This window comes from bacterium (assembly GCA_035703895.1).
Lineage (GTDB): Bacteria > Sysuimicrobiota > Sysuimicrobiia > Sysuimicrobiales > Segetimicrobiaceae > Segetimicrobium.
On the sequence record DASSXJ010000187.1, the window covers coordinates 1 to 22,042 of the forward strand.

Consider the following 22,042-nt stretch of genomic DNA (forward strand, 5'->3'; position numbering starts at 1 on the left):
CCCCTGATCAACAGCGGCACGGGCATGCGCATCCCAACCGCGCAACGGGGAGGCGAGATTGTCGTCAGTCCGGTGAACAGCTACCTCCAAGCGACGAAGCTGGTGACCGCGGTGTCGCGAGTGAGGGGGGTGAGAACGGCACGGCTCCGGACGTACTCGAAGGGGAGTATTACCATCGACGTCCTGACCGGGGAGGACGCGTTCGCGGCACTCGACCCGCATCTCATCGACGGGTTCCCCCTGGCGATCGTCGAGGCAACCGATCGCCGGCTGGTCCTCCGCATCGGGAATGGGGGATCCCGCCCTGTGAACATTGACGCGACATAAAAAGAGTTTTACAGTACTCTTCAGGTGGAATAGATAAGATACAAGGAAGGGACTCTCCGGACGCGCCCGCAAGTCACGAACCAACCCGTCCGCACCCCCGTATTTAGTAGGTGAAACTGGGTTAGACGTTTGGCGTCACCTTGCGGCCACTGCGGCCGGCATGTTGGTTGGAGGGTATAGTCATGTCTTCTCAATTAGATCGGATCGAATCGATGCTGCGTGCCCTGTGCACCCACCTCGGTGTTCAATCGATCGATCGGTCCGGCAACGGGGCACAAGCCACGGTCGACGGAGACGACGGCCACAGGTACACCGGCATGGTGTCGAGGTTCGAGCACGGCTGGGGGTTCATCGAGTGCGAGTCGATGAATCGCAACTTTTTCGTCCATTACAGTGATATCGAAGGGACGGGAATGCGGTCGCTGGAGCCGGGCGAAGTCGTGTCGTTTGATCTCGCACCGGGCAAGGACGGGCGCCCCAAGGCGGTTCGGGTGCGGCGTCAGGCGTCCGGCCGCCCCGCGCCGCGGCCCATCAGAGCCCAGGGGTTCGTTCGAAGCGATAGCGGTGAAGGGATTCCGGTGGAAGAGCCGGAGGCCGGTGAGGGCGCCCCGGAAGAGGGCGCCGTTCCGGGGCCCGAGGAGACACCCGAGGGGGAGCCGTAAGCCTCACCCTTTGACGACCGCGAGCGGCTGAAGCCGCGCGACGGTGCGTGTGAGCCCCGCTCCGTTACTCGCCCGCACGACGTCCGCGACATCCTTGTAGGCTTCGGACGCCTCCTCCGCAAGGAGATCACGGCTCGCCGCTCGGACGAGGATCCCGCGTCTCGCGAGCGCGTCCACCAGATCGACCCCACGAAGAAGCCGCTTGGCCGCGCCGCGGCTGCGCAGCCGTCCTGCTCCGTGCGGGGTCGATCCAAACGTTTCGGCCATTGCCACGGGTGTGCCGACCAGCACGTAAGAGTAGCGCCCCATGTCGCCCGGGACCAGTACCGGATGGCCAACGCTCCGGTACTCGAGGGGGACGTCCGGATGTCCGGCGGGGAACCCGCGCGTGGCCCCTTTCCGGTGCACGCAGACGCGCATCGGGGTTCCATCGACAGTGTGTTCTTCCATCTTTGCCATGTTGTGCGCGACGTCGTACACGGTGTCGAGCCCGATCGTCTCGGCGCTCTGCTTCAGGATCTCCTCGAAGGACTCACGCACCCAGTGGGTGATCACCTGGCGGTTGGCAAACGCAAAGTTTGCCGCGGCGGCCATGACGCCAAGGTACGCCTGACCTTCGGGAGCGGAGATCGGGGCGCAGGCGAGTTGGCGATCGGGAAGCGTGATCCCGTAGCGGGGGAGCGAACGGCCGCAGATCTCCAGATAGTCGTCGCACACCTGGTGTCCCAGCCCGCGCGATCCGCAGTGCATCAGCACGGTCACTTGACCAGGATGATGCAAGCCGAAGACCCGAGCGGCGTGGGGGTCGTGGATCTCTTCCACCCGCTGAATCTCCAAGAAGTGGTTGCCCGATCCGAGCGTTCCGAGCTGGTCCAGTCCGCGGGAGAGGGCCTTCCGGCTCACCTCGTCCGGCTGCGCCCCCGGGATGGTCCCATGGGATTCGATGCGCCCAAGGTCGGGTGGTCGACCGTATCCTCGGCCGACTGCCCAAGCAGCCCCACTCCGCAAAACCTCCGGGATCTCTGTGAGCGTCAGCCGTAACCGTCCGTGCGCGCCGACGCCGGAGGGGATGTTCCGAAACAGGCGCTCGGCCAGCGCCTCCAATCTCGGGCGGACGTCCTCGTCCGTGAGGTGTGTGGTCAGGAGCCTGACTCCACAATTGATGTCGTACCCGACAGCCCCCGGCGAGACGACGCCGTCCTCCGGGCGCATCGCCGCGACGCCGCCGATCGGGAAGCCGTAACCCCAATGGATGTCCGGCATCGCAATCGCCCATCGCACAACGCCTGGGAGTGTGGCCGCGTTGGCGACCTGCTCGAGGGCCTGGTCTTCCTCGATCTGCTCGATCAAGTGTTCATCCGCGTAAATGACCCCCGGCACGCGCATTCCAGGTCTGTACGTTGTCGGGATCTCCCACCGGTAGGCGTCCCGGCGTTGCAAGACCTGACCGTGTTGGGCCATCGATGTCCTCCCGGCGTTAGAGGTCCAGGATGACGCGGGCTTCCCACACGCCGTCAACGTGGCGGAGCGACAGGCCGTGATACGTGGCCGCCTTGATCATCCGCCGCACAGTGTGGCGCGCGGGGTCGACGGTGTCGCCAAGGAGGGCCGCGGCCAGATGCGTGTCGCTGATGTGGGTGATCTGGCTTTGACGGGGAAGGAATCGCTGCGTGTCCAGCAGGTACAGGAGTTCGTTGAGCCAGGCCACCAAGAGCGCCTCCCGATCTCGCGCCGAGACGGTGGTCTCTATCCGGATCTCCCCCCGGAGTCCCCCGGGGTCGACTGAAAGGTCGATCAGGCCGCGCGCCGCGTTCTCAAACAATTCCGCGAGGGTCCCACCGCGGGCAAGAAGCCCGATGTCCGCTGTGTGATCAAACGTCTCGAATCCCTGCATCGACCGGTTCCTCGGCCTCATCCGTCCGATCGCCTGGCAACGCCGAAACAGATCCCTAGATGTACTATAGCGTGTTTTCACGCCCGCGCATCGCGGGAAGGGAAGATTGGTAGGGAGGCGGAAGAGTAGCCCCCACGCGAGAGGCGCTCAATCGCAAGTGAAGGCGGTGACGGTTCATGAGCAGGCCGATGGTCTGGCTGGCGGGGGTGTTGTTCGTTCTCCTCGTCGCAGGAAGCGGTTCCTCAAACGCCGGTGTTGCGCAGTCTTCGACGACGGGTTCCCCAAATATCCACTGATTGAGCTGTTGGCAAACCCATCGACTGGAGGTATTCGAACGATTGGAGGTTCAGGAACCGATTGGCTGGAGGGATTCAGGACCTGACATGGAAATCCCGCGTCACAGGAGAGGTGGTGATGCCCGTGGTTCCGCGGCGTTCAGATAACGGAGTGCTCGCGAAGCCGGTCCTCTGGTGGGCGGGGAGCTTGATCGTCGTCCTCATTGGAGTGTCGGCTGCGAACGCAAGCCCCGCACCGTCGCCCGCAGCGCCTTCGGCAACTGCTGGCATCACGGTGACGGGTATCGCCGGTGGACGTGTTCGCGTGGCCATCATTGAAATGGGGGGGCAATCGTACGTTGTCGGCGTTGGCGATCGCATCCGAGACTTCACCGTGAAGGCCATCGCACCGAACGAAGTCGTCCTCGGGCGCGACAATCGGACCTTCAGGCTGCCGGTGTCACGGGCCAACACCTCTCAGACGACCCTGGCGGAAGCGCCTGCCGTCGCCATTCCCGCGGCGGCCACCCCCGCGCCGGCCGGAACATCAGCGATCGGCGCGCCGCCGGTGACGGAACAACCGGCAGCCGCCCCGACGGTGCTGAGGCCGCCCGCCGCCCCGGCGGCACCGCAGCCGCCAACCGTGCCCATCACATCGCTGAACTTGGGGTCGACCGGGTACCCACCACAGACCGCAGTCCCGGTGTGGGGGGTGCCGCTCACCCCTGCGCCGCCGAACCCGCAGGCGATCCCGCCCGCCGCGACGCTATACACGCCGTCCGGTACCTCCGTGTACGGGTTCGCGACCGCGCCGATCACCACGCAGAGCACGGTCACGCAGCGGGGGGTTACGGTTCTTCCGGTCGCGTCTAATCAAGTGCAACCGGACACACGAGCGCTTCCCCCGGGAGCGACCTTGTACACGCCGTCGGGGACCTCCCTGTACGGGATCGCGAGCGCGCCCATCACGACGCAGAGCGAGGTCACGCTGCTTGGAGCCACGGGCCTCCCGGTTGCCGCCAACCAGGCGCAAACGGTCACGCAGGTGTTGCCCTGGCCACTCTACCGGGTCGAGGTGGGTCCGTTCTCAGATCAGCAGGGTGCCCTGGACACCGCCGAAAGCCTGGCCAAGGCGGGGTTCACGGCCAGAGTTGATGCCAACACGGCTGGCCAGTACACGGTGACGCTGACCCCCCCGCCGCAGGCGACGGTCGCCCAGGGGCTCACTGTTCTCAAGTCCATTGGAGCGGACTTGCCGATCAGAATCCAACTGGTGCCGGGGATCTCACCGTCTCAGCCCGCGGTGGGCCCCGCCCCACAGCAGCCGGCGATCGCGCCGGGACCTGCCGCGGCGCCCGGAACAGTCGTGCCTCCGGCCTCGCCGTCCGCGGCCTCATCGCAGGCGACGCCTTCTAGAGGTTACGTGCAATTGTACCTGGTCAAAGTGGGCCCGATCTCCAATCGGCATCGCGCCGAAGAGATCGCGAACCGTTTGATCAAGGCAGGCTTTGCCGCCAGGGTCAGCGTCACCGGGACTCAGTTCACGATCACCTTGAAACCTTCGACCCAACAGGCGGTGGGTTTGAGCCTCGCGATTGTGCAGTCTGTTCAGGCGGACGTGCCGGTCAAGATCGAACTCAGCCCATAAGCTTCCGGGGGGGCGCCTGGCAGGCTGCCGGATTGAGCGCGCAGGTGCGTGGTATAATCGTGTGTCGGTAGAATGTTCCCCGAACTGGGGCCCGTAGCTCAGTGGATAGAGCGACCGCCTCCTAAGCGGTAGGCCGTGGGTTCAACTCCCGCCGGGCCCGCCAGATTACCAAGGCTTTCCGCATGATCCTCCTCGGTGTGATCCTGGCTACTGTAGCCTAACTGTAGCCAATCGCATTCCCCAACGCAGGTTTCGCGAACGTTTGGTCGAGGAGTGTATGATGCCTAATGAGCACCGAAGGAGCGCGATATAATGGCGACTCTCCCTCAACCTCCAGCTGGCGGCGGACAAACGATGTTGCCGTTCGTTCCCAGGCTAGGGTTGGGGCGACGTCGCGATCGTGAGGTGAGGTGCGAATGGCAAATGGCGGTGGTGCCTTCAACGGATTCCCTGGCGGGACGTTTCTCCCACAGCCGAATGTGGCGCTCGATCCCGAATTGCCTCTGCCCCAGCCCGATATGCACGCGATACGGGACGTCGAGGTTCGCCGTGCCGCTGAATCACGTCGGACTCGGCAGGGGGCGGGCCGACCCGACGAACCGTGCGGGCCTCGCCGTACCCCGGTGCCGGCAACCGTCCCTTCGTCTCTTCCGCGTCCCGGATCTACCTTTTGGTTGAAACACGTTATACCCTATGGCGGATTGCGAAACCCCATTGATCGCGCCTAAATATAGGGTACCGGTTGTGTCTACCCACACAGTCGCCGCCGACATCCCCGCAAATATCCTCTAGACACGGTCATCGGACTGTACATCGCGCGCGGGTGGAATCAACGTGAGTTGCACTAGGTCTTCATCCAAGATCCTCTTGAGTCGCGCCGACCAACTGAGCCGTGACCCGGTGCGCCGAAACTCATGCGACTGACGCCGATTGAGATGATCAGCAGGAGGGGGGGGACCGTAAGTCGGAGCGTGGTGGATTTCGTCGTCGCCCTGCCCCGCAGGGTTCGTCGTGAACCTCCGGACTTGTTGCGAGCGGGTACGGCGTTTGTATTGAGCTTCGTGTTTGTTCTGACAGTCGGTACCATGTTGCTTCCTGATCCGGGGCGCAAAGTCAAACCGAAGCTACCGACGAGCCCTGTATCACTCACGCCAAGTTTCCAAATCCCCCCACGTGTGCTTTCGGTCGAGGCGCCGCGGATTGATGCCCCCTCGACGCACCACGGGGACGCAGCAGGTCTGTCGGCTGTGAACGCAATCACGGAAGCACGAGATTTGAGGGTCAGTCCGGTCTCGAACGTTTCCATCGGGCCTCGCCAGACGGCCGCCGTGGCCGCTCGGCCAGACAGCAGCGTTCGAGGTGGAATCGCCACGGTCACAGGCATCACGCTCTGGGGAACGCCCAGCCGGCCGTGGGTCTCGATCTCTGCATCCGGACCCATCCGGTATCGGCTCCGCAACGTCGAACGAGACTGGGTCGTGGTAGACGTCTCCAGGGCCCAACTGGCCCTCGGGTCGGGGAAGCTACCGGCCGGCCGAGGCATCGTGCGGCAGGTTCGCGCCGGTCAGAATGCCCCGGATGTCGTCCGGGTGGTCTTGGAGCTCACGGAGCCCATCCCGGTCCACGTCGCCACATCGCTGGACAAGACCACGATCGTCGTGAGCCTCGCCGCGAAGGAACGAGATAAGGGGAGTGAGCCTTCGACCGGCACTCAACAGCTCACCGCAGCTCGGTCTTCCAGCATTGCTCGGTTCGCGTCCAACATGCTACCTGAAGCCAGCGCGCTGCCAGGCCCTGCGTCGCTGAACCCACGGGGAAAGCGATGAAGCCCAGAATCACGATCCTTGCTGCATTGCTCTTGGTCACAAGTCTCGTCGATGGTTCACCGGCCGCCCCGGTGCAGCCGCCGCCGACGAATCCTGGGGTGCCAGATAACTACATCCTCGGCCCCGGCGACCAGATCGAGATCAACGTGTTTGGGGAACCAGATCTCACCAGAACGGTGACGATCAAACCGGATGGCATTATCGCTCTCCCCCTCATCAACCAAGTAACGGCGACGGGGAAGACGGCGGCACAACTCGAGGCCGAGCTGACGAGATTGTACTCGAAGTACCTGAAGAAGCCGTCCGTTTCCGTCCTCGTGCGCCAGTTCCGCATGAATCCCATTTATGTGATGGGCGAGGTGTCGAAACCGGGACGCTACGACCTGACCTATGAGATGACCTTTCTCGACGCGCTCACGCTCGCGGGAGGCGCGACGGACAAGGCGAATCTGGACGGCTCGCAACTCGTCCGGGTTGAAAACGGTAAAAACAAGGCGATCCCGATTAAGGCGAACCAGATGATCCAGGGGAAGGCCGCGACGCCAAACCTGAAGCTGCAGCCCGGAGACTTGATTTATGTCCCCCGGCGCGGCTTGGGCATCATGGATATCTTGAACAATATCGGTGTTTTAAGAATGATCCTCGGGTTGTAGCGGAAGAGGCGACTTAGCCCCCCTTAACCCACTAGTGATGGGGGCAGACCGCTTCTTCGCCGCTACCGTCCTCACGGACGCTTGCACCCCGACGGCATCCCCGAGTGGGACCCTGGGAAGCCTCATCCTTCCATTGCTGGCCGAAGGATCACCTGGACCTAAATAGCCTCCGCGAAAGGCACGCCGCATTTGGGAGCAAATGGGAGGAAATAAGGAATGACTGGGAGACATGCGAGAATCGCGGGCGGTTTATGGGCGGTAGTCGGAGGCTTCACCCTCATCTACGTGGCTGCGGGATTCTGGGTTATAGTGGTGGGCGCCTTCCAACGGATAGGCTACAACCTCTTGCCGTTTTTCCTGGCCTTCATCATGCTACCATTTGGCATTGCCGCGCTAGTCAACGGAATCGGTGGCTTGTCCAGGGGGCATCTTTCCCCAGTGCGGACGATAGTCTTATCGTTGGTCATCATCGTCGGGGGTGGCCTGTATCTTCTACCGGCGGCAACAAGTGCTCTCAGGTTCAGTCCAATCCCTGATATAAGGACAGCTGCGATGAGGGCTATCGTAGTTTATCACTGCGGCAACGCTCCTTCTGGCGCAGGGCGCTCACCCGAAGATTGTCCAGGAGCGTCTCGGTCACGCAACCGTGAGTCTGACGCTCGACACGTACTCGCATGTCCTCGGCGGAATGCAGAAGGAGGCGGTGTCCAAGCTCGACGCCCTTCTCTCACCGGCCTTGGTCAACTGTAGCCAAACTGTAGCCAATGGGGTGGACGGTGGTGGACGGTGACGGATACGTCTGGAACCCACCCCTTTCCCGAGAGCCCAAGCAAATGACCTTCTGGCGGACGAGGGAGGATAGGAGTGGACACCTGTGGAAACTGCCACTAAATCGTCTCCTAAGCGGTAGGCCGTGGGTTCAACTCCCGCCGGGCCCGCCAGGTTTTTCAAACCGTTCCGTGTGGCCCCGCCGGCAACCCTAATGGGGAGGATTGAGCATGGACACGAGTCGCGAACTTTCCCCGCCGCTTACCGATCTTCTGTACACGATGGCCGAGGAAGACGCCGATGACGAGACGACCAATCTCGAGGAGGACGTATGGGCAGGGTTGCTTCGAGACGGCGCTGATGTCACGCGGCGCCTAACTGAGCAGATCGAGCTGAACCGCAATATTGCGCGAGACGAGATTGACGCTGAAGACTGGGCAGCCCTCGGCGATGCGTTTGGGATCATCGTCAGGCGAGACAACCGTAGAAACACGGTGACCGCCCGCGCCTTTGCCGACGAGGAGGACCTCCTGGCCGAGTGGGAGGCGACCAAGGCCGAACTGGTGACCACCACGGCGGTGGAGGCTCCCGAGATGGGCGACAACACCGAGGGTCCGTCGTCAGGACCGATGCCCCCGCGCGACGACACCTAACGCGCGACGACGACAAAAATTAGGCGACCGGTGAGACAAGCCGCGGGCAGCTATCGCCCGCGGCTTGACGACGGTGGGCCTTATCCTACCGGCACCACTGGTTCCAAGAGCCGTCCGCGCACCGGCGATAGGGGCCGTACGAGTAGCCCCGCCCGGAGTAGTCGTCGGGGTTGTAGTCGCGATTATTGTTGTTGGGATGATGGAGGATCAGATACGCAAGCCCGCCGAGCAGGAGGCCGCCGATCGCTATACCCACGATGGGTGGCGTGCGTGGGGCCAACACGGTCCCCGGGGCGGGCTGGGCTGGGGTCACGGAAGCGCCAACATCGACCCTCCCCAGCACAAACTGGTTGTCGCTGGGCGCGACAAGAGCCGTTGCGGGCGCCCCGACCACCGACCCAAGCGCGCAGAGCGAAGCGGGCGTCCCATTGGCGTAGATCGCGGTCTGGTTTGTGACCTGAAGCGTCGTTGGACCCCCTGAGGTATTCAGGATCAGCTGCTGAGTCTGGCAGTCAACTGCCTGAATGGTGCCCTGGATCTGCACGGATTGCAACTGGGCGTTCCCGGTTCCGACCAGCCCCAGGCTCCCGAGCAGAACCATCGTGATGATCGCGATAAGCCGCCGCATCTTTCATCCCTCGCTCTTCGGGCGAAGACAAGTTGTGCCGCCTCTGCCGATTATTATGCCCGCGGTATATCAAGACCCGGTGAATGCGATGTGGAGAAGCTGCGAAGATTCCCGGCGGCGCGCGACGGGCTATTTCAGCACGTCATCTTGGCGCGGTAGTTTGGTCACGTCACTCACTGACGTCTTGGCGCTCGAATCGGGTGCGGCCAATTTCAGGCCGGTGTCAATAAAGTCGGTCCCGTTCTGGGAGAACCGCAGCGATTCCCCATGATGGTCGCGGAAGAACTGCTGGTCGAACACCTTGAAATAGATTCCGTCCTTGTATGCCCAGTACTTCGGGATGCGAAAGTCGTTGACGTAAAGCGCCCAACCCTGCGACGTCGCCTCCGGCATCGTCTCAAAGCGGACCTTGACGAGATAGGTGACTGGGGGCAGCGACTTGCTATCGCGCGCGCTCAGGTGCGCAATCGCCGCGCTGTCCGCTTCGGTCGGTCGGGTGGCCACGACCTCGACCGCTGTGGCTTTCGGTGGTGTTGACGGTTGCATAGACAAACCTCCCCCCCAACGTAACAGTCATTTGGACACTTGCACATCGCCGACGTAGATCGCGCCGGTCGGTCGCCGATCGAAGACAAACGCGATGGACCGGAGGTCGCTGAGCTCCACGCCGCGCTCGGCGAGCCGCTTCAACGGGAGGCGCAAAGTCTGCATGACGATCTTTCCGGCGCCAAACACGACGTCGGGATACAGGAGCCGGTGGAGAGAACTCGCCGGAATCGCGGCCGTTCGTGAACCGCTGGACACCTCGATGGTGAAATCTTGATCGCGACTGGCGGCATTCTTTGCTTCCGTGGACTGTCCGACGCGCAGCGACAGCGCCTTGTACCGTTCCGCGGGCAGGGTCGCCGGGTCCACTTTCAAAAGAAATCGCGCCCCGGGTGCGTTCCATTCCAGGCGAAGCGTAATCGTCGTTTGTGGAGCGCCTGCGTTGACGAGATCTTTCAGCTGGCGCGCGGCGACAACCGCGTCGGCGGCGACAGCTCCTTGAACGGGTGACGAGATTTGCGGGGCGGCGAGGCTTTCCTGATTGTGCTGGACGAAGACCCGCTCGGGATCTTGATACTGCGAGACGAAGTCGGTGCCGGCGGGTACCCACGTCACCGCGATGGCATGATCTCGGAGCACTTCCAGATTCTCTGAACGGTCGAGCAGTAGGGCCTGCGCCAATGCTCCAAGATGCACCTTGGCGATGAGCTCTTGGTCGGCACGGGGCATTGTCGTAGCGGGCGGCGTCTCCGACGGCCAGACGCTGTTGAACTGGTTGTGGTTCGCTCGATACACCCAGAGCAGGGCCTTCAACTTTCCGTCGGAAACGGTCGGGTTGGCCAGGTCCACGGCGTGCGCGCGATTGTACATATTGTAGCCTTCGAACGTCGAGACATCTCCATCTCGACTGCCGTGAATCAGAAAGAAGCGATCCGGTACGACGGTTGGCCCGCTGAGGGGTTGGTATTGCCGGTCGGTCGGGGCGATGGCTGCCACGCCGCTCAGGCCAAAGCGATAGGGACCGAGCCCTGCGGAGCCGTCCAGCGGAACCACCGGATGGAAGATATCGGGTTGGATCCCCGTGAGACGATTGAAGAATGAGGCATGCCCCACGCCTTCCCCGCCTCGCGAATGGCCGAGGATCAGAATACGGTTCAAGTCGACCTTGCCGTGGAGCGGGTGGGTCGCCATTCCATCCCACGTCCGAAACTGTTTGAGATGCTCTAGATGAACGATCGCCCTGGCGTCGTTCTCACCGAAATTGAAGCCGTTGAGAAAATTCACGTCGATCGTGGCGGCGATGATTCCGTGCGACGCCAACAACGCACACAGATACAGGTATCCCGGAGTCGAGTTCTGGAACGGACTGTGATTGCCGTGAGCGAACACAGCTAGTGGAAAGGGGCCACGACCGCGCGGAATGCATACGTGCCCGTTGAGAGGCACGTTCGTATTGAGAAACGGCCATGGCGCGGAGCCTAGGTTCGCGAATGCCGACACATTGATCCGCCCGGTCACATAGGCGGGGTCGGGCGAATCGTAGATGTTGTATTGCACCAACGACGGTACCGCGGCGTAGTTGAGGCCGGACGAAGCGTATATCACTGTGTCGAACGGGACATCACCAGCCAGGCCAGGGTTGTTCAGCGGTGCCATCTTCGCTCCTCCACCGGAAGAGATTTCGCGCAACAATATTAAACGCAACCTCGTTGGAGGTTGCGTCTCAGCACGTTTTGATAATTCTCTCCTCCGGCAACCCGGCCAGCCTCGAGGGCCCCGTCAGGCTTTGCGTCCCCGAATCGCTTCGGGTTTGCTCTTTCGGATGAGACACGATCCCTACGTTTAATTATCGGTGGGGTTCACTGGCCTGTCAAAGGCGGCCTATAGCGTGAACGGAAGAAATTTCCGAGTAATACGCCGTACGTTAGAGTTTGAGCCTGACTATCATTCCCAAGCAACGTGCTGGACCGCGGTTTATCCGTGGAGTGTCGCCTTAATGCGTACCTCCCATCGGTAATTGGAACGTTGCGCCGTTATTTTTCAGCACCACTTTGTCGGCGAGGATCGAGACCACGACCGCGTCCCCGACGTGCTCGCCGACGCCGGCAATGACGGTCTGCCCTTCGACGCGAATAATCGCCACCCCGGCGCGGCCCCTCAAGATTCCAGTGACTGTCATTCCTGCCCCCGGCGGGAGCGGGGACGGGCCCCCAGGAGGGCCGACGCCCAACACGAGCGGGGTCCCGACCAGCGCGGCCGGTCCCGGGACCTCGAAGGTCACGCTGCCCTTCTTCAGTACCACCTTGTGGGCAAGGATCGAGACTACCACCGCGTCCCCGACGTGCTCGCCGACGCCCGCGATGACGGTCTGCCCTTCGGCGCGGATAATCGCGACCGGAGCGCGGCCCCCCAAGATACCGGTGACCGTCATTCCTGCCCCGGGCGGTAGCGGGGGGGTGCCCGCGGGGGGGCCGACCCCCAACACTAAGGGGGGCCCGACCTCAGCGGCCGGTCCCGGGACCTCGAAGGTCACGCTGCCTTTCTTTAGTACGACTTTGTGGCGAAGGATCGAGACTACCACCGCATCGCCGACATGCTCACCGACCCCGACGATGACGGTCTGCTCTCCGGTGTCAATAATCGCGACAGGAGCGGTGCCCCCCAAAATTCCGGTGACCGTCATACCCGCCCCGGGCGGTGGAGGCGGCGTTCCTGCCGGCGCAGCGGCCCCCGCAGACCCGTGCGCCAACGGACCGGCGGCCATTACGAACGCAGCCATCACCCACGACAGCCTGCCAGACCGACGCCGGCTCATTGCCTACCCCCCGCTCTCCGACATCACGTATAGGTGAGGACCGGCCGCGCATGTGCTTGGTGCATGGCCGAAAGTGGTTCATGCCTTTCCATGCAGATCTTCCGTGTCCCTTCCTAGGACTCTGCTGAACGCGACCGTTGTCCGATCGCTGAGATGCTCGATGGACTCGAGCGATGTTGGACTACGAGCCGCCGGTCGTGAGCCCCGGCACCAGTTCGCCCTTGATCTGGGTGGAGTGACCGCGGAATACGGCGACGAGCTTGCCGGTCTGATCGGACACCGTCACATCGTACACGCCCGACCTTGTGCCGCGGTGGCGCTCAACGGCTTCGGCGATGAGGATGTCGCCCTCGCGGGCCGCGGCGATGAACGCGATCGAGCAGTTGTTCGCCACCGTCACCCGGTTGTGCGAGTTGCACGCGAAGGCAAAGGCCGAATCGGCGAGCGTGAAAATCATCCCACCGTGGCAGATGAGGTGGCCGTTGCACATCTCGGGTCGCACCGCCATGCGGAGCCTGGCGCGGCCCGGGCCGACATCGAGAACTTCCATGCCGAGCGCACGACTTGCCCGGTCCTGCGACCACATGGCGTCGCGGGCGGCTTCGGCGATCTGTTGCGCGGTCGGCTTCTTGAGCATCCCCAAAACCAATCATAGCGCATCGTGCTCATCTGCGATGAGCGCACAAGGAGATCCTCGTCACCGGCGGTAATTGCAGGGGCGAGTCGTGTGCACACCACGTGGCGCCAGGCTGATGGCCAAGCGCGGGCCGGGAGGTAGGCGTATGGCGGGTGCGACCCAAAGGGTCCAAGAGGAAGTGCAGCGGCGAGAGGCGGTGGCGGCGATCGCGGCTGCTCCGGAGAGCGTGCGCCACCTCGCGGGGGTGTACTTCGCCAGCCAGATCATGATCCGCCGGCGGTTCGCGTTTGTCATCGTCCCCGCGAGCGGAGACCCGATCCTGCTCGTGCAGGCTGTCCTTGAAAATACTGCACGATCCCGCGGGACCATACCGGAGGTGGCCACCTACATCACCGGTCCGGTGGAGGCTCTTGCCGCCCTCCTCGAGGACCGCGGTCTTCGCCGGGGGGCGCTGCTGCTCGAGACGGATTTTCTCCCCGCCGCCGACGCCCGGCACCTCGCCTCGCTGCTCGCCGGCGCTCGGATCGAGGACGCCGGGGACTTGTTTCGGGAGGCTCGGTACTCCCGCCTGCCTCACGAGGTGGAACAGCACCGCGCTTACAGCCGTGCGGCGGAACGCGCCATTCAGATAGCATTCACGCTGGCCGCCGGTGGGGGCATGACGGAGCGACAAGTCTACGCCCGAATGCAGGACGCGATGCTGACCCTGGGAGGCGGCGTCATTCCCTTCCTCACGTTGGCCTCGGGGGCTGAGCGGACGCTGGACGTGCACGCGCACCCGACGGATCGGGTGATCCAGGCCGGCGATCTGCTGCGGGTCGACCTGGTTGGATTCTTTTCCGGGATCTACACAGACATGGCCCGGACGGTAGTCGTCGGACGCGGCACGCCTGCTCAGCGGGACCTGTATCGAAAAGTGCGTGCCGTGCAGCGAGAAGTCATCGACCTCGTGAAGCCCGGGGTGCCGGCCGAAGAGGTCTATGAGGGATTCCTCGAGCGGGCCAAACGCCACGGGCTGTCCTTTGTCTATCGCTACGTCGGCCACAGCACCGGGTACGATGTCGTCGAGGAGCCGGTCATCACGCCCGGCACAACGGCCCGCCTCCTCCCCGGGATGGTCCTCTGCGTCGAAGTCATGGACCGGGTGCCGGGCGTGGGATCGGTCCACCTCGAGGACATGTTGCTGCTCACCGACGCCGGCCCGCGGGTCTGGACCGATATCATGGCAGCAGACGAACTTCCTGAGATAGCGTAACCGGTACTATTCGGTGCCGAACACGAAGGCGATGCTATCCCCGCTCGCGGCCGTTCGGTTTCCGGTCAACGGATAGGTGATCACCCACCCATCGATCGGGCTTCGAATGGTCTCGGTCTCGGCTCCGAAGACATCATAGAGGACCGCGACGGCGTCATTCCGCTTCACGGCCGAGCCCAGCGACCTCAGCGGTCGGACGAGCCCGCCCCGGTCGCAGGTGAGGTACTGTCGATTGGTCAGGCGGCCGGGAATTACCGTGACCTCGTTCTGCGGCTCGGGCGCACCGGTCAGCATCTTGAGCGATTTCATGATGTTGAGCACCCCCGTCACCCCGGCCCGCACGGACGGCTCCTCCCAGACGTAGCCACCCGAGAGCTCGATGGTCAACGCCGGCTTGCCGGCATCGATCGCGGCATCCTGCAGCGTCCCGCTGAGCCCGAGCTGCCCTACGGGGCCGACCGAGATGCTGATCCCGAATGCCTCGGCCAGATCCCATTGCGCGTCCCACGCCTTTCCCGCGCCTCCGGTACGGACGATATTGAAGCTGACTGCGCCGATGGCATTCGAGTGGATGTCCAGCACCGCGTCCGCGCGCATGACACCTTGGTGAAACAAGTCGTACGCGATTCGCTGCGTCAGCGTTCCCTTCGGGCTTCCGGGGAACACGCGATTGATGTTCACGCCGTCATGGTCGGTGAGCCGCGTTGACGTCAGGTACGCCACCGGATGCTGCACGGGCGCGGCGATGAGGGTCCCCCGGAGCTGCCCGGGATCCAGCCGTTCCCGCGTGAGGCGCCGGATGACCTCACACCCCGGAATCTCATCCCCGTGGATGGTCGAGCCGACCCACAACACCGGGCCGGGCTCGGTACCATGCACGACGATGAGAGGGATCCGCACGCGCGAGGCATCGCGCAGGTATGCACTCTCGATATAACCCGTCGCCATCGTGCCGGGGCTGACCCTGATGGTCCCGATTTCAAAGATCTCCGCCATGTGCAAGACCCTCCCTGTGATCTGATTGGACGCCCGTCATTGGCGGCGCTCGATCAGCCTGCGATACTCCTGGGTCCTTAAGAGGGAGACGGCCACCAGGACCAGGATCACGGTAAACCCGATCAGCACCGTGGAGATGGCCGCGAGCGTCGGATCCTGGTAGTTCTGCTCGTAGTTGAACATGGCAATCGGGAGCGTGTTGTACCTGGGCCGCGTGAGGAACAAAGAGACTTCGACTTGATCAAAAGAGGTCACGAAGGCGAACAATGCCCCGACCGTCAGGCCGGGCCGGATGGCGGGGATCGTGACCGTAAGGAAGGTGCGCACCGGGTTGGCGCCGAGATCCATCGCCGCTTCCTCATAGTCGCGGGCGAACGTCAGAAGGCTCGCCGTGACTACCGAGACGACGAAGGGCAGCCCGAGAAGGGCGTGGCCCAGGATGAGGCCGGCGATCGTTCCATACAGCCCGATTCGAATGTACAGCAGGAACAGCGCCGCGCCGAACACGATCGCCGGCACGATAATCGGAAGCAAGAGGAACGACCGAACGAGGTCCCGTTCTCGGAATCGATACCGCGTCAGCCCATACGCGGCGAGGGTGCCCAAGGTGATGGCGATCGCTGTGGCGCCGGAAGCGACAATCAGGGAGATCCAGAGGCCCCTTCTGAACTCGGGGACTTGGAAGACGTTTGCGTACCAGCGCACCGTCGCGCCGGTCAGGGGGAAGATACCATACGTAGAGGGATTGAACGAATCGACGATCACGAACAGGAGCGGGGCGAGCATGTACACGCCCACCAGACCAAGGAAGCCCCACAGGATTAGGGTCGGCCAGTCGCGCCTGCCGTTCATCCGGAGCGTCCCTCCGCGATCGCGATGGAACGGCGAAACAGGAGGTTCGAGGAGAGGATGATCCCCCAGACCAGCGCGATGAGCGCGATGGCTTCCACGGCGGCCAGCGGCCAATTGAGGTCGGAGATGTTTTGGTAGATGAGCAGGGGGAGGACCTGCACCCGCCCGCCCCCCAGGAGTTGTGGTGTCACATAGGCATTCATGGCCAGCACAAATGTCAGTTGGGCGGCGGCATAGAGCCCCGGAAACGAGAGCGGCCACGTCACGCGCAAAAACGCCTGCAGACGGTTCGCCCCGAGGTCCGCGGCCGCCTCGCGGAGCGCAGGGTCCAAGCGTAACAGCACACTGAGGATGGGAAACACGGTGAACGGCAAGAGGACATGCACCAGCGCAATCGTCACTCCGGTGACATTGTACACTAGGAGGACCGGCCCATTGGTCACGTGGAGTTGCGCGAGGAGCCAGTTCACCAGGCCCCGGCGGGCCAGGATGATCACCCACCCATATGCCCGCACGATGGTGCTGGTCAGCAACGGGGAGAAGATCAAGATGTAAGCGGCGATCATCCATCCCGGCCGGCGAATCTTCGCGATGGCATAGGCCGCGGGATAGCCGATCGCCACGCACAGCACAGTCGTGACCACCGCCAGTCGGATCTCCTGCGTGACGACGTTCCCATAGAACGGATCGGCGAAAAACCGATGGTAGGCCTCGAACGTGAGAACGGGTTGCACGGCCGTCCCGGTGAAATGGTACGCACTGTTGACCAGCAAGATGGCCATCGCGGGGGCGAGGAGCGCTAGGATGTATACAACGGCCGGCCCGACGAGACCAACCACGACCGCGCGCGATCGCCAGGTGCCGCGAGACCGCATCGAGGTCGCGGGGAGGGGCGTCTCGACGGTCATTCCGCCATCACCACGCAATCGTCCTTGCGCCAGCCTACCGTGAGCGACTCGTCCTGCGAAAAAATCGGGCTTCCGTCCGAATGCGTTTGCATCATGAGCGGGTGCCCGGAGGAAGTGGCGAGCCGGTATTCGATCACGGATCCCTTGAAGGTGACGCTGCGGACCCGTACCGCCGTGGTATTCTCGTACCGCTCATCGCCGGCGGCCGCCCCAACCGCATGGAGGGCGCGCATCCGTTCCGGGCGGACACAGAGCGAGACCGTGGCCCCGGGAGCCACCCCGGGCTGCGCGGGAGCCAGGACGGTGAGATCCGCCGTTTGGACCTGTACACTGTCCCCGTCCTTCGCCGTGATCCGCCCCTCGAAGAGGTTGCTGTCGCCGAGGAACATCGCGACGAACCGGGTCCGGGGTCTCTCATACACGTCCCGGCCGGTGCCAACTTGCTCGACCCGCCCATCGCGCATCACGGCAATGCGATCCGACATCGTCAGGGCTTCGGCCTGGTCGTGGGTCACATAGATGAACGTTGTCCCGACCCGGTGCTGGATTTCCTTGAGCTCGATCTGCATCTGCATTCTGAGACGGAGATCCAGCGATCCCAGGGGTTCATCCAGCAGCAACACCGCTGGTTCGTTGACCAGGGCCCTCGCGATGGCGACGCGCTGCTGCTGCCCCCCGCTGAGCTGGTGAATGCGCCGCGCACCCAGATCGGCAAGATCGACCAGTTCAAGCGCCCGCGAGACCTTCTGCCGGATGGTCTCCCGGTCGCGCCGCTTCATTCGCAAACCGAAGGCGATGTTGTCGAAGACATCGAGATGCGGAAACAGCGCGAGGTGCTGGAAGATCAGATTCGTGTCTCGCCGGTACGGCGGGATGTCGGTGACGCCGCGCCCTTGTAGAAAGACTTCCCCTTCGGTTGGTCGCTCGAACCCGCCGACCATCCTCAAGATCGTCGTCTTGCCGCAGCCGCTGGGCCCGAGGAGCGAGAAGAACTCGTTTCCCTCGATCTGAAGCGTCACGCCGCGAACGGCTTGGACCTTCCCAAACCATTTCGTGACGTGTCGCAGCTCGACCGCCGGGTGAACACCGACCTCACGGCCCGCCGGAACTGCCACGAGTCAGCGCGTCGGTCCCCTGTTAAGATGTTACATCTTCGCTTTGATTTCCCGATCCCACCGCTGTCTCCAGGCGTTGTTTTGGAGGTTTGCGGTGACCCAATCCGGTTGTATGGCCTTCTCGATGGCGCTTGGTTGGAACACAGGTTCCTTTTGCAGGTCGGATTTCAGGGTGACCCCTTGTACCGCCGGGATCGTCGCCGTCAGGTTGCAATAGCGACCGATCACGGATTTTGACAGATAGATGTTAATGACATCCGAGGCGACTTCAGCCTGATCGGCGTTGGACCCCTGGACGATGTTGAAGTAGTACGTGTACGCGATCATCCCCTCCTTGGGGATCGCATACCCGAAGGGTCCCTTGCCGTCCGAACTCTCCTGGTTCCAGGTGATGCCGAAGCTGGTGAAGTAGGGGGCGATCAGAGCCTCCCCCCGCGCCAGCGCATCTTTCACCTGTTCGTTGGTCGTGAAGAGGGCGAGGAATTGCCCGTCTTTGGCGGCCTTGGCGAACATCTCGAATGCGCGGTCGATGTGCTTCGCGTCCCCGCCGTTCGCGTGGGCGACTCCGAGCACATCGTTGAATCCGCCGCCCGACCCATAGTCGAAGACCATGACCTTGCCCTTGAACCGCGGAGCGAAGATGTCATTCCAGGTCGCCGGCGGATCTTTCACGAGCGTTTTATTGTAGAGGAAGGCATACCCGCTGAGCCCCCATCCGATGCCCGTGTTGTTTGGCCGGTGGTAGTTTGGATAGACGTCGGCCATGTTGGGAACCTTCCTGGGATCGAGGCTGGCCCATAACTGGGCGATCTCGCCCTTGGTCTGGGCATCGACATTGAAGAATCCGAAGTTGATGAGGGGCTTGTTCGGGTCGACCTGCCGCTGCGCGACCATTTTGGGGAACGTGAGCGCGTTCGTCCCTTCGTAGAGCTCGATGTTCACGTTGGCGTGGTTCTTCTCGAATGCCGACTTGACCTCACGGGGGACGACTCCCTGTCCCCCGCCGATCCAGATGAACTCCGTGACCTGCACCTTCCGGCCACCCGCAACCGGCGCCTGCGCCAGGGCCGGCTTTCCCCCCAACATGCCGAGGCCGAGTGCCGCGCCCGCCGCTCCGGTCTTCCGGAGGAGTTGCCTGCGTGTCAGTGCTCGACCGAACCCCCCACTCATCGCTCTCCCTCCTCATCTCATCCCTGCCGAGATGGTGCAGCGCGACGATGCTGTTGATCTGGTCAGCGGATGCTGCTGTAATTTTAGGCTTCAACGGGTGGTTCCTGCCTGGGGCCCGGTCCCCGCTCGTCCGCGCGACGTCGTCAGCTCACGAGCGCGTGATACGCTTCGGTGAGGCACTCCACGCCGGTGCCGGAGACAAAGAAGCTGTCCTCGATCCGGATGCCGCCGCTCCCGGGGAAATAGAGGCCGGGCTCGATGGTCAGTGTGGCGTGCATAGGCACCGCCGCCGCGTTGTGGGGCGCGATCACCGGGGCGTCCGGGCCCATCACGCCCAGGCCGTGTCCTGTCGAGTGGATATAGGTGCCATCATCGAACCCTGCGTCGCGCAGGACCGCCCGCGCCGCTTCGTCCACGTCTCGGGCCGGGATCCCCGCCTGCAGCACGGTGCGGGCCGCGGTCTGTGCCCGCTGGACGAGGTCCAGCAGCCGTGCCTGCTCGCGCGTGGGGGTGCCCATCACGAACGTTCGCGCAATCTCAGCCCAGTAGTTGGCCCGGAACACGCCGATGTCGACGACGATGAAGTCACCGGGCTCAACCGTCCGAGTGGTCGGGAGGGCGTGTGGCAGCGCGCCGCGGGGGCCGCTCGCGACGACCAGGTGGCTGATCGTGCCGCCGTTGGCCCAGATCACTCGAACCGCTTCCGCGGCGAGGTCGTTCTCGGTGATCTTTGGTCGGAGCGCGTGGAAGATCGCCGCCGCGGCCTTCGCGGTGATGACGGCGGCGTCGCGGATCGACTGGACCTCCTGCGGATCCTTGCTCGCCCGCATCGCCGCGAGGTGCGATCCGAGGTCGACCACCTCTCGGCCGCGCAGGCTCTCCTCGAGCATCCGGTACCGGTCGGTGCGGAGGGGGGAGGCGTCGACACCCACCACTGCCCCTGCGGGCAGCGCGTCGAGCGCACGCCGTACGAGCTGCGGTGTCGTCTGCGCAGGTCGCCGCCCGCCGCGAACGAGGGTCTCTCCGGGGCGGAGATACCGGATGTCGGGGAGGTCGGGACATTGCTCGCGCGCCAGGGTCTCCTCCAGCCCCGGCACCGCGAGCCAAGGGTGCCCTCGAGCGGGGACCGCGAGCCACTGGTCCGTCCCCGGCATGCCGGAGAGGATCGTCCAGTATCCGACGAGGTAACAGACGTTGAACGGATCGCCGACGAGCGCGAGTGAGATCCCCTGCGCTTGCAAGTCGGTCTGAAACCGGGTCAATCGGCCGGCGGATTGCATCGTCATCCCTCCCCTGCGGGGTCACTGACCACCTCTGCCCCGTCGGTGGTGATCAATACGCTGTCTGACCGGCCGACGATGAACTCCGGCAGTCGAAGGTAGAGCTGCGCACACAGGCACATGCCCGGCCTGAGAATCAGATCCAGGTCTACCGCCCTCGGGCGTTCATCGATCCGGAGCCCGAGGCCGCGGAAGATGGGGTACGTCTTGCGGTCGGCCAGCCCAGCCGCCCCCAGCACCACATCGGCGGCGCGGACGGCCTCTCCGAGCGGAGCTCCAGGGTGGAGGCGTTCCACAGCGGCCCGCTGCGCCGCGGCGGCTACGTCGAGGCCAAGGCGCGCCTCGCCCGATGGCGAGCCACCGTACACGAACAGCGTCCGGCCGATGTTTGCCCAATACCCATTCACGCTCGCGCCGCCCATCACGAACACCATCTCGCCGGGACCGGCGCTCCGGCCCGTGGCGGCATCATGCAGCCGGTTGAGCTTTGCGCCGCTCACGACATTCGTCTGCGACTGCACAATCGCGTCGGGCCACCGGCGCGCCCCCTCGGTGCAGACGGCGAGATCCATCGCCGCCTTCACCTCGATCTCCGAGATTCCCGGCCGTACTTTGAGGGCAGTCTGCCGCATCGCGGAGGCGACCAGCGCCGCCGCACACCGGAACGCCGACTGTTCCTCTCGATCTTTGATGAGGCGGAGGTCGGTCAGTGCTCCGGCGATGTCGCTCAACCGGAATTGCGAGAGGGTCTCCTCGAGCAGGCGAGCGCGATCGAGCGGCACCGCCCCGAACTCTAACCCCAGCACGCCGCCCGCGACATCCGCCCGCGCAAGCGCGCGGTGGGCGAGGTCGGCCGTGGTCCGAAACCCCCCAGGCCCCGGATCGTAGGGTTCAACGGCCCAGCGGCTGACCGTGCGGGCGAGCGACTCGTCCGCCCGCGGGACGAGCAGCAGCGGCTCGCCGGCCGCCGGGACGACGGCGAGGGCAAACGGCGTCAAGGCGTTCCAGACGTAGAACCCCGTGAAGTACCGGATGTTCTCCGGTGACGTAATCAGGGCGGCGGCCTCGCCGCGCTCAGACAATACGCGTTGTAACGCCCTCACACGCTCCACGCAGGATCCCTCCAGGCGTCCG

21 protein-coding genes, 1 tRNA gene, 1 pseudogene and 1 riboswitch are annotated in these 22,042 nt (G+C 63.9%); of the genes and pseudogenes, 9 read left to right on the forward strand and 14 right to left on the reverse strand.

Going from position 1 to position 22,042, the window contains the following annotated elements; genetic code table 11:
* A partial coding sequence (locus VFP86_12970; GenBank protein HET9000551.1) for a hypothetical protein occupies positions 1-327 on the forward strand: 327 nt, incomplete at its 5' end.
* Between the two features lie 182 nt (positions 328-509).
* Positions 510-989 (forward strand): cold shock domain-containing protein, encoded by a 480-nt coding sequence (locus tag VFP86_12975; GenBank protein HET9000552.1) that lies wholly within the window; start codon positions 510-512, stop codon positions 987-989.
* A gap of 3 nt (positions 990-992) precedes the next feature.
* Here the strand turns inward: VFP86_12975 and VFP86_12980 are convergent, their stop codons facing one another.
* Both VFP86_12980 and VFP86_12985 read right to left on the reverse strand, forming a co-directional pair.
* A complete protein-coding gene (locus VFP86_12980) occupies positions 993-2,450 on the reverse strand; it encodes an RtcB family protein (GenBank protein HET9000553.1) in 1,458 nt (485 codons plus the stop codon).
* 16 nt (positions 2,451-2,466) lie between these two features.
* Positions 2,467-2,883 (reverse strand): archease, encoded by a 417-nt coding sequence (locus VFP86_12985; protein HET9000554.1) that lies wholly within the window; start codon positions 2,881-2,883, stop codon positions 2,467-2,469.
* 414 nt (positions 2,884-3,297) lie between these two features.
* On the opposite strand from VFP86_12985, the gene VFP86_12990 reads away from it, so the two are divergent.
* The 6 genes and pseudogenes from VFP86_12990 (at position 3,298) to VFP86_13015 (ending at position 8,706) form a co-directional block, all read left to right on the forward strand.
* Positions 3,298-4,806 (forward strand): hypothetical protein, encoded by a 1,509-nt coding sequence (locus VFP86_12990; protein ID HET9000555.1) that lies wholly within the window; start codon positions 3,298-3,300, stop codon positions 4,804-4,806.
* Positions 4,807-4,893: 87 nt separating this feature from the next.
* Positions 4,894-4,969: transfer RNA gene (locus VFP86_12995), tRNA-Arg, on the forward strand.
* A gap of 1,165 nt (positions 4,970-6,134) precedes the next feature.
* Positions 6,135-6,632, forward strand: a complete 498-nt coding sequence (locus VFP86_13000) for an AMIN domain-containing protein (protein ID HET9000556.1) — start codon at positions 6,135-6,137, stop codon at positions 6,630-6,632.
* The gene (locus tag VFP86_13005) at positions 6,629-7,285 is read left to right on the forward strand and encodes a polysaccharide biosynthesis/export family protein (protein HET9000557.1); all 657 of its coding nucleotides are present in this window, start codon (positions 6,629-6,631) and stop codon (positions 7,283-7,285) included. The genes VFP86_13000 and VFP86_13005 overlap by 4 nt, the downstream gene beginning before the upstream one ends.
* A 574-nt stretch (positions 7,286-7,859) precedes the next feature.
* Positions 7,860-8,075 (forward strand): annotated as a pseudogene (locus tag VFP86_13010) (hypothetical protein).
* Between the two features lie 208 nt (positions 8,076-8,283).
* The gene (locus VFP86_13015; protein ID HET9000558.1) at positions 8,284-8,706 is read left to right on the forward strand and encodes a hypothetical protein; all 423 of its coding nucleotides are present in this window, start codon (positions 8,284-8,286) and stop codon (positions 8,704-8,706) included.
* 85 nt (positions 8,707-8,791) lie between these two features.
* Here the strand turns inward: VFP86_13015 and VFP86_13020 are convergent, their stop codons facing one another.
* The 5 genes from VFP86_13020 to paaI all read right to left on the reverse strand — a co-directional run bounded on the left by VFP86_13020 (position 8,792) and on the right by paaI (position 13,332).
* Positions 8,792-9,334: a hypothetical protein gene (locus VFP86_13020; protein ID HET9000559.1), complete on the reverse strand. Its 543-nt coding sequence runs from the start codon at positions 9,332-9,334 to the stop codon at positions 8,792-8,794.
* Between the two features lie 129 nt (positions 9,335-9,463).
* A complete protein-coding gene (locus VFP86_13025; GenBank protein HET9000560.1) occupies positions 9,464-9,880 on the reverse strand; it encodes a hypothetical protein in 417 nt (138 codons plus the stop codon).
* 27 nt (positions 9,881-9,907) lie between these two features.
* The gene (locus VFP86_13030; protein ID HET9000561.1) at positions 9,908-11,536 is read right to left on the reverse strand and encodes a hypothetical protein; all 1,629 of its coding nucleotides are present in this window, start codon (positions 11,534-11,536) and stop codon (positions 9,908-9,910) included.
* 92 nt (positions 11,537-11,628) lie between these two features.
* A riboswitch (cyclic di-GMP riboswitch) is annotated at positions 11,629-11,705 on the reverse strand.
* 168 nt (positions 11,706-11,873) lie between these two features.
* Positions 11,874-12,659: a hypothetical protein gene (locus VFP86_13035; protein ID HET9000562.1), complete on the reverse strand. Its 786-nt coding sequence runs from the start codon at positions 12,657-12,659 to the stop codon at positions 11,874-11,876.
* Positions 12,660-12,876: 217 nt separating this feature from the next.
* Positions 12,877-13,332, reverse strand: coding sequence for a hydroxyphenylacetyl-CoA thioesterase PaaI (gene paaI / locus VFP86_13040; GenBank protein ID HET9000563.1), 456 nt, complete (start codon positions 13,330-13,332; stop codon positions 12,877-12,879).
* Between the two features lie 145 nt (positions 13,333-13,477).
* Here paaI and VFP86_13045 point away from each other — a divergent pair, with 145 nt between their 5' ends.
* Positions 13,478-14,587, forward strand: coding sequence for a Xaa-Pro peptidase family protein (locus VFP86_13045; protein ID HET9000564.1), 1,110 nt, complete (start codon positions 13,478-13,480; stop codon positions 14,585-14,587).
* A 6-nt stretch (positions 14,588-14,593) separates the two neighbouring features.
* Here the strand turns inward: VFP86_13045 and VFP86_13050 are convergent, their stop codons facing one another.
* The 7 genes from VFP86_13050 to VFP86_13080 all read right to left on the reverse strand — a co-directional run bounded on the left by VFP86_13050 (position 14,594) and on the right by VFP86_13080 (position 22,020).
* On the reverse strand, positions 14,594-15,583 hold the full coding sequence (locus VFP86_13050) for a succinylglutamate desuccinylase/aspartoacylase family protein (GenBank protein ID HET9000565.1): 990 nt from the start codon (positions 15,581-15,583) through the stop codon (positions 14,594-14,596).
* Positions 15,584-15,619: 36 nt separating this feature from the next.
* On the reverse strand, positions 15,620-16,435 hold the full coding sequence (locus VFP86_13055) for an ABC transporter permease (GenBank protein ID HET9000566.1): 816 nt from the start codon (positions 16,433-16,435) through the stop codon (positions 15,620-15,622).
* Positions 16,432-17,343 carry an ABC transporter permease gene (locus VFP86_13060; GenBank protein HET9000567.1) on the reverse strand — a complete coding sequence of 304 codons (912 nt, stop codon included), beginning with the start codon at positions 17,341-17,343 and terminating at the stop codon, positions 16,432-16,434. Before VFP86_13060 ends, VFP86_13055 begins: the two co-directional genes overlap by 4 nt.
* Positions 17,340-18,458 carry an ABC transporter ATP-binding protein gene (locus VFP86_13065; protein ID HET9000568.1) on the reverse strand — a complete coding sequence of 373 codons (1,119 nt, stop codon included), beginning with the start codon at positions 18,456-18,458 and terminating at the stop codon, positions 17,340-17,342. The genes VFP86_13060 and VFP86_13065 overlap by 4 nt, the downstream gene beginning before the upstream one ends.
* A gap of 30 nt (positions 18,459-18,488) precedes the next feature.
* Positions 18,489-19,628 (reverse strand): ABC transporter substrate-binding protein, encoded by a 1,140-nt coding sequence (locus VFP86_13070; GenBank protein HET9000569.1) that lies wholly within the window; start codon positions 19,626-19,628, stop codon positions 18,489-18,491.
* Positions 19,629-19,771: 143 nt separating this feature from the next.
* Positions 19,772-20,908 (reverse strand): Xaa-Pro peptidase family protein, encoded by a 1,137-nt coding sequence (locus VFP86_13075; GenBank protein HET9000570.1) that lies wholly within the window; start codon positions 20,906-20,908, stop codon positions 19,772-19,774.
* A gap of 2 nt (positions 20,909-20,910) precedes the next feature.
* On the reverse strand, positions 20,911-22,020 hold the full coding sequence (locus VFP86_13080; GenBank protein ID HET9000571.1) for a Xaa-Pro peptidase family protein: 1,110 nt from the start codon (positions 22,018-22,020) through the stop codon (positions 20,911-20,913).
* Between the last annotated feature and the right edge of the window lie 22 nt (positions 22,021-22,042).

Bases quoted from the DNA above. Each gene is read 5' to 3' on its own strand.
- VFP86_13035 (HET9000562.1), bottom strand. From the start codon at position 12,659: ATGGCTGCGTTCGTAATGGCCGCCGGTCCGTTGGCGCACGGGTCTGCG.
- VFP86_13030 (HET9000561.1), bottom strand. From the start codon at position 11,536: ATGGCACCGCTGAACAACCCTGGCCTGGCTGGTGATGTCCCGTTCGAC.
- VFP86_12985 (HET9000554.1), bottom strand. From the start codon at position 2,883: ATGCAGGGATTCGAGACGTTTGATCACACAGCGGACATCGGGCTTCTT.
- VFP86_13060 (HET9000567.1), bottom strand. From the start codon at position 17,343: ATGACCGTCGAGACGCCCCTCCCCGCGACCTCGATGCGGTCTCGCGGC.
- VFP86_13005 (HET9000557.1), top strand. From the start codon at position 6,629: ATGAAGCCCAGAATCACGATCCTTGCTGCATTGCTCTTGGTCACAAGT.
- VFP86_13025 (HET9000560.1), bottom strand. From the start codon at position 9,880: ATGCAACCGTCAACACCACCGAAAGCCACAGCGGTCGAGGTCGTGGCC.
- VFP86_12980 (HET9000553.1), bottom strand. From the start codon at position 2,450: ATGGCCCAACACGGTCAGGTCTTGCAACGCCGGGACGCCTACCGGTGG.
- VFP86_13015 (HET9000558.1), top strand. From the start codon at position 8,284: ATGGACACGAGTCGCGAACTTTCCCCGCCGCTTACCGATCTTCTGTAC.
- VFP86_13050 (HET9000565.1), bottom strand. From the start codon at position 15,583: ATGGCGGAGATCTTTGAAATCGGGACCATCAGGGTCAGCCCCGGCACG.
- VFP86_13020 (HET9000559.1), bottom strand. From the start codon at position 9,334: ATGCGGCGGCTTATCGCGATCATCACGATGGTTCTGCTCGGGAGCCTG.
- VFP86_13055 (HET9000566.1), bottom strand. From the start codon at position 16,435: ATGAACGGCAGGCGCGACTGGCCGACCCTAATCCTGTGGGGCTTCCTT.
- VFP86_12990 (HET9000555.1), top strand. From the start codon at position 3,298: ATGCCCGTGGTTCCGCGGCGTTCAGATAACGGAGTGCTCGCGAAGCCG.
- VFP86_13075 (HET9000570.1), bottom strand. From the start codon at position 20,908: ATGCAATCCGCCGGCCGATTGACCCGGTTTCAGACCGACTTGCAAGCG.
- VFP86_13045 (HET9000564.1), top strand. From the start codon at position 13,478: ATGGCGGGTGCGACCCAAAGGGTCCAAGAGGAAGTGCAGCGGCGAGAG.
- VFP86_13070 (HET9000569.1), bottom strand. From the start codon at position 19,628: ATGAGTGGGGGGTTCGGTCGAGCACTGACACGCAGGCAACTCCTCCGG.
- paaI (HET9000563.1), bottom strand. From the start codon at position 13,332: ATGCTCAAGAAGCCGACCGCGCAACAGATCGCCGAAGCCGCCCGCGAC.
- VFP86_12975 (HET9000552.1), top strand. From the start codon at position 510: ATGTCTTCTCAATTAGATCGGATCGAATCGATGCTGCGTGCCCTGTGC.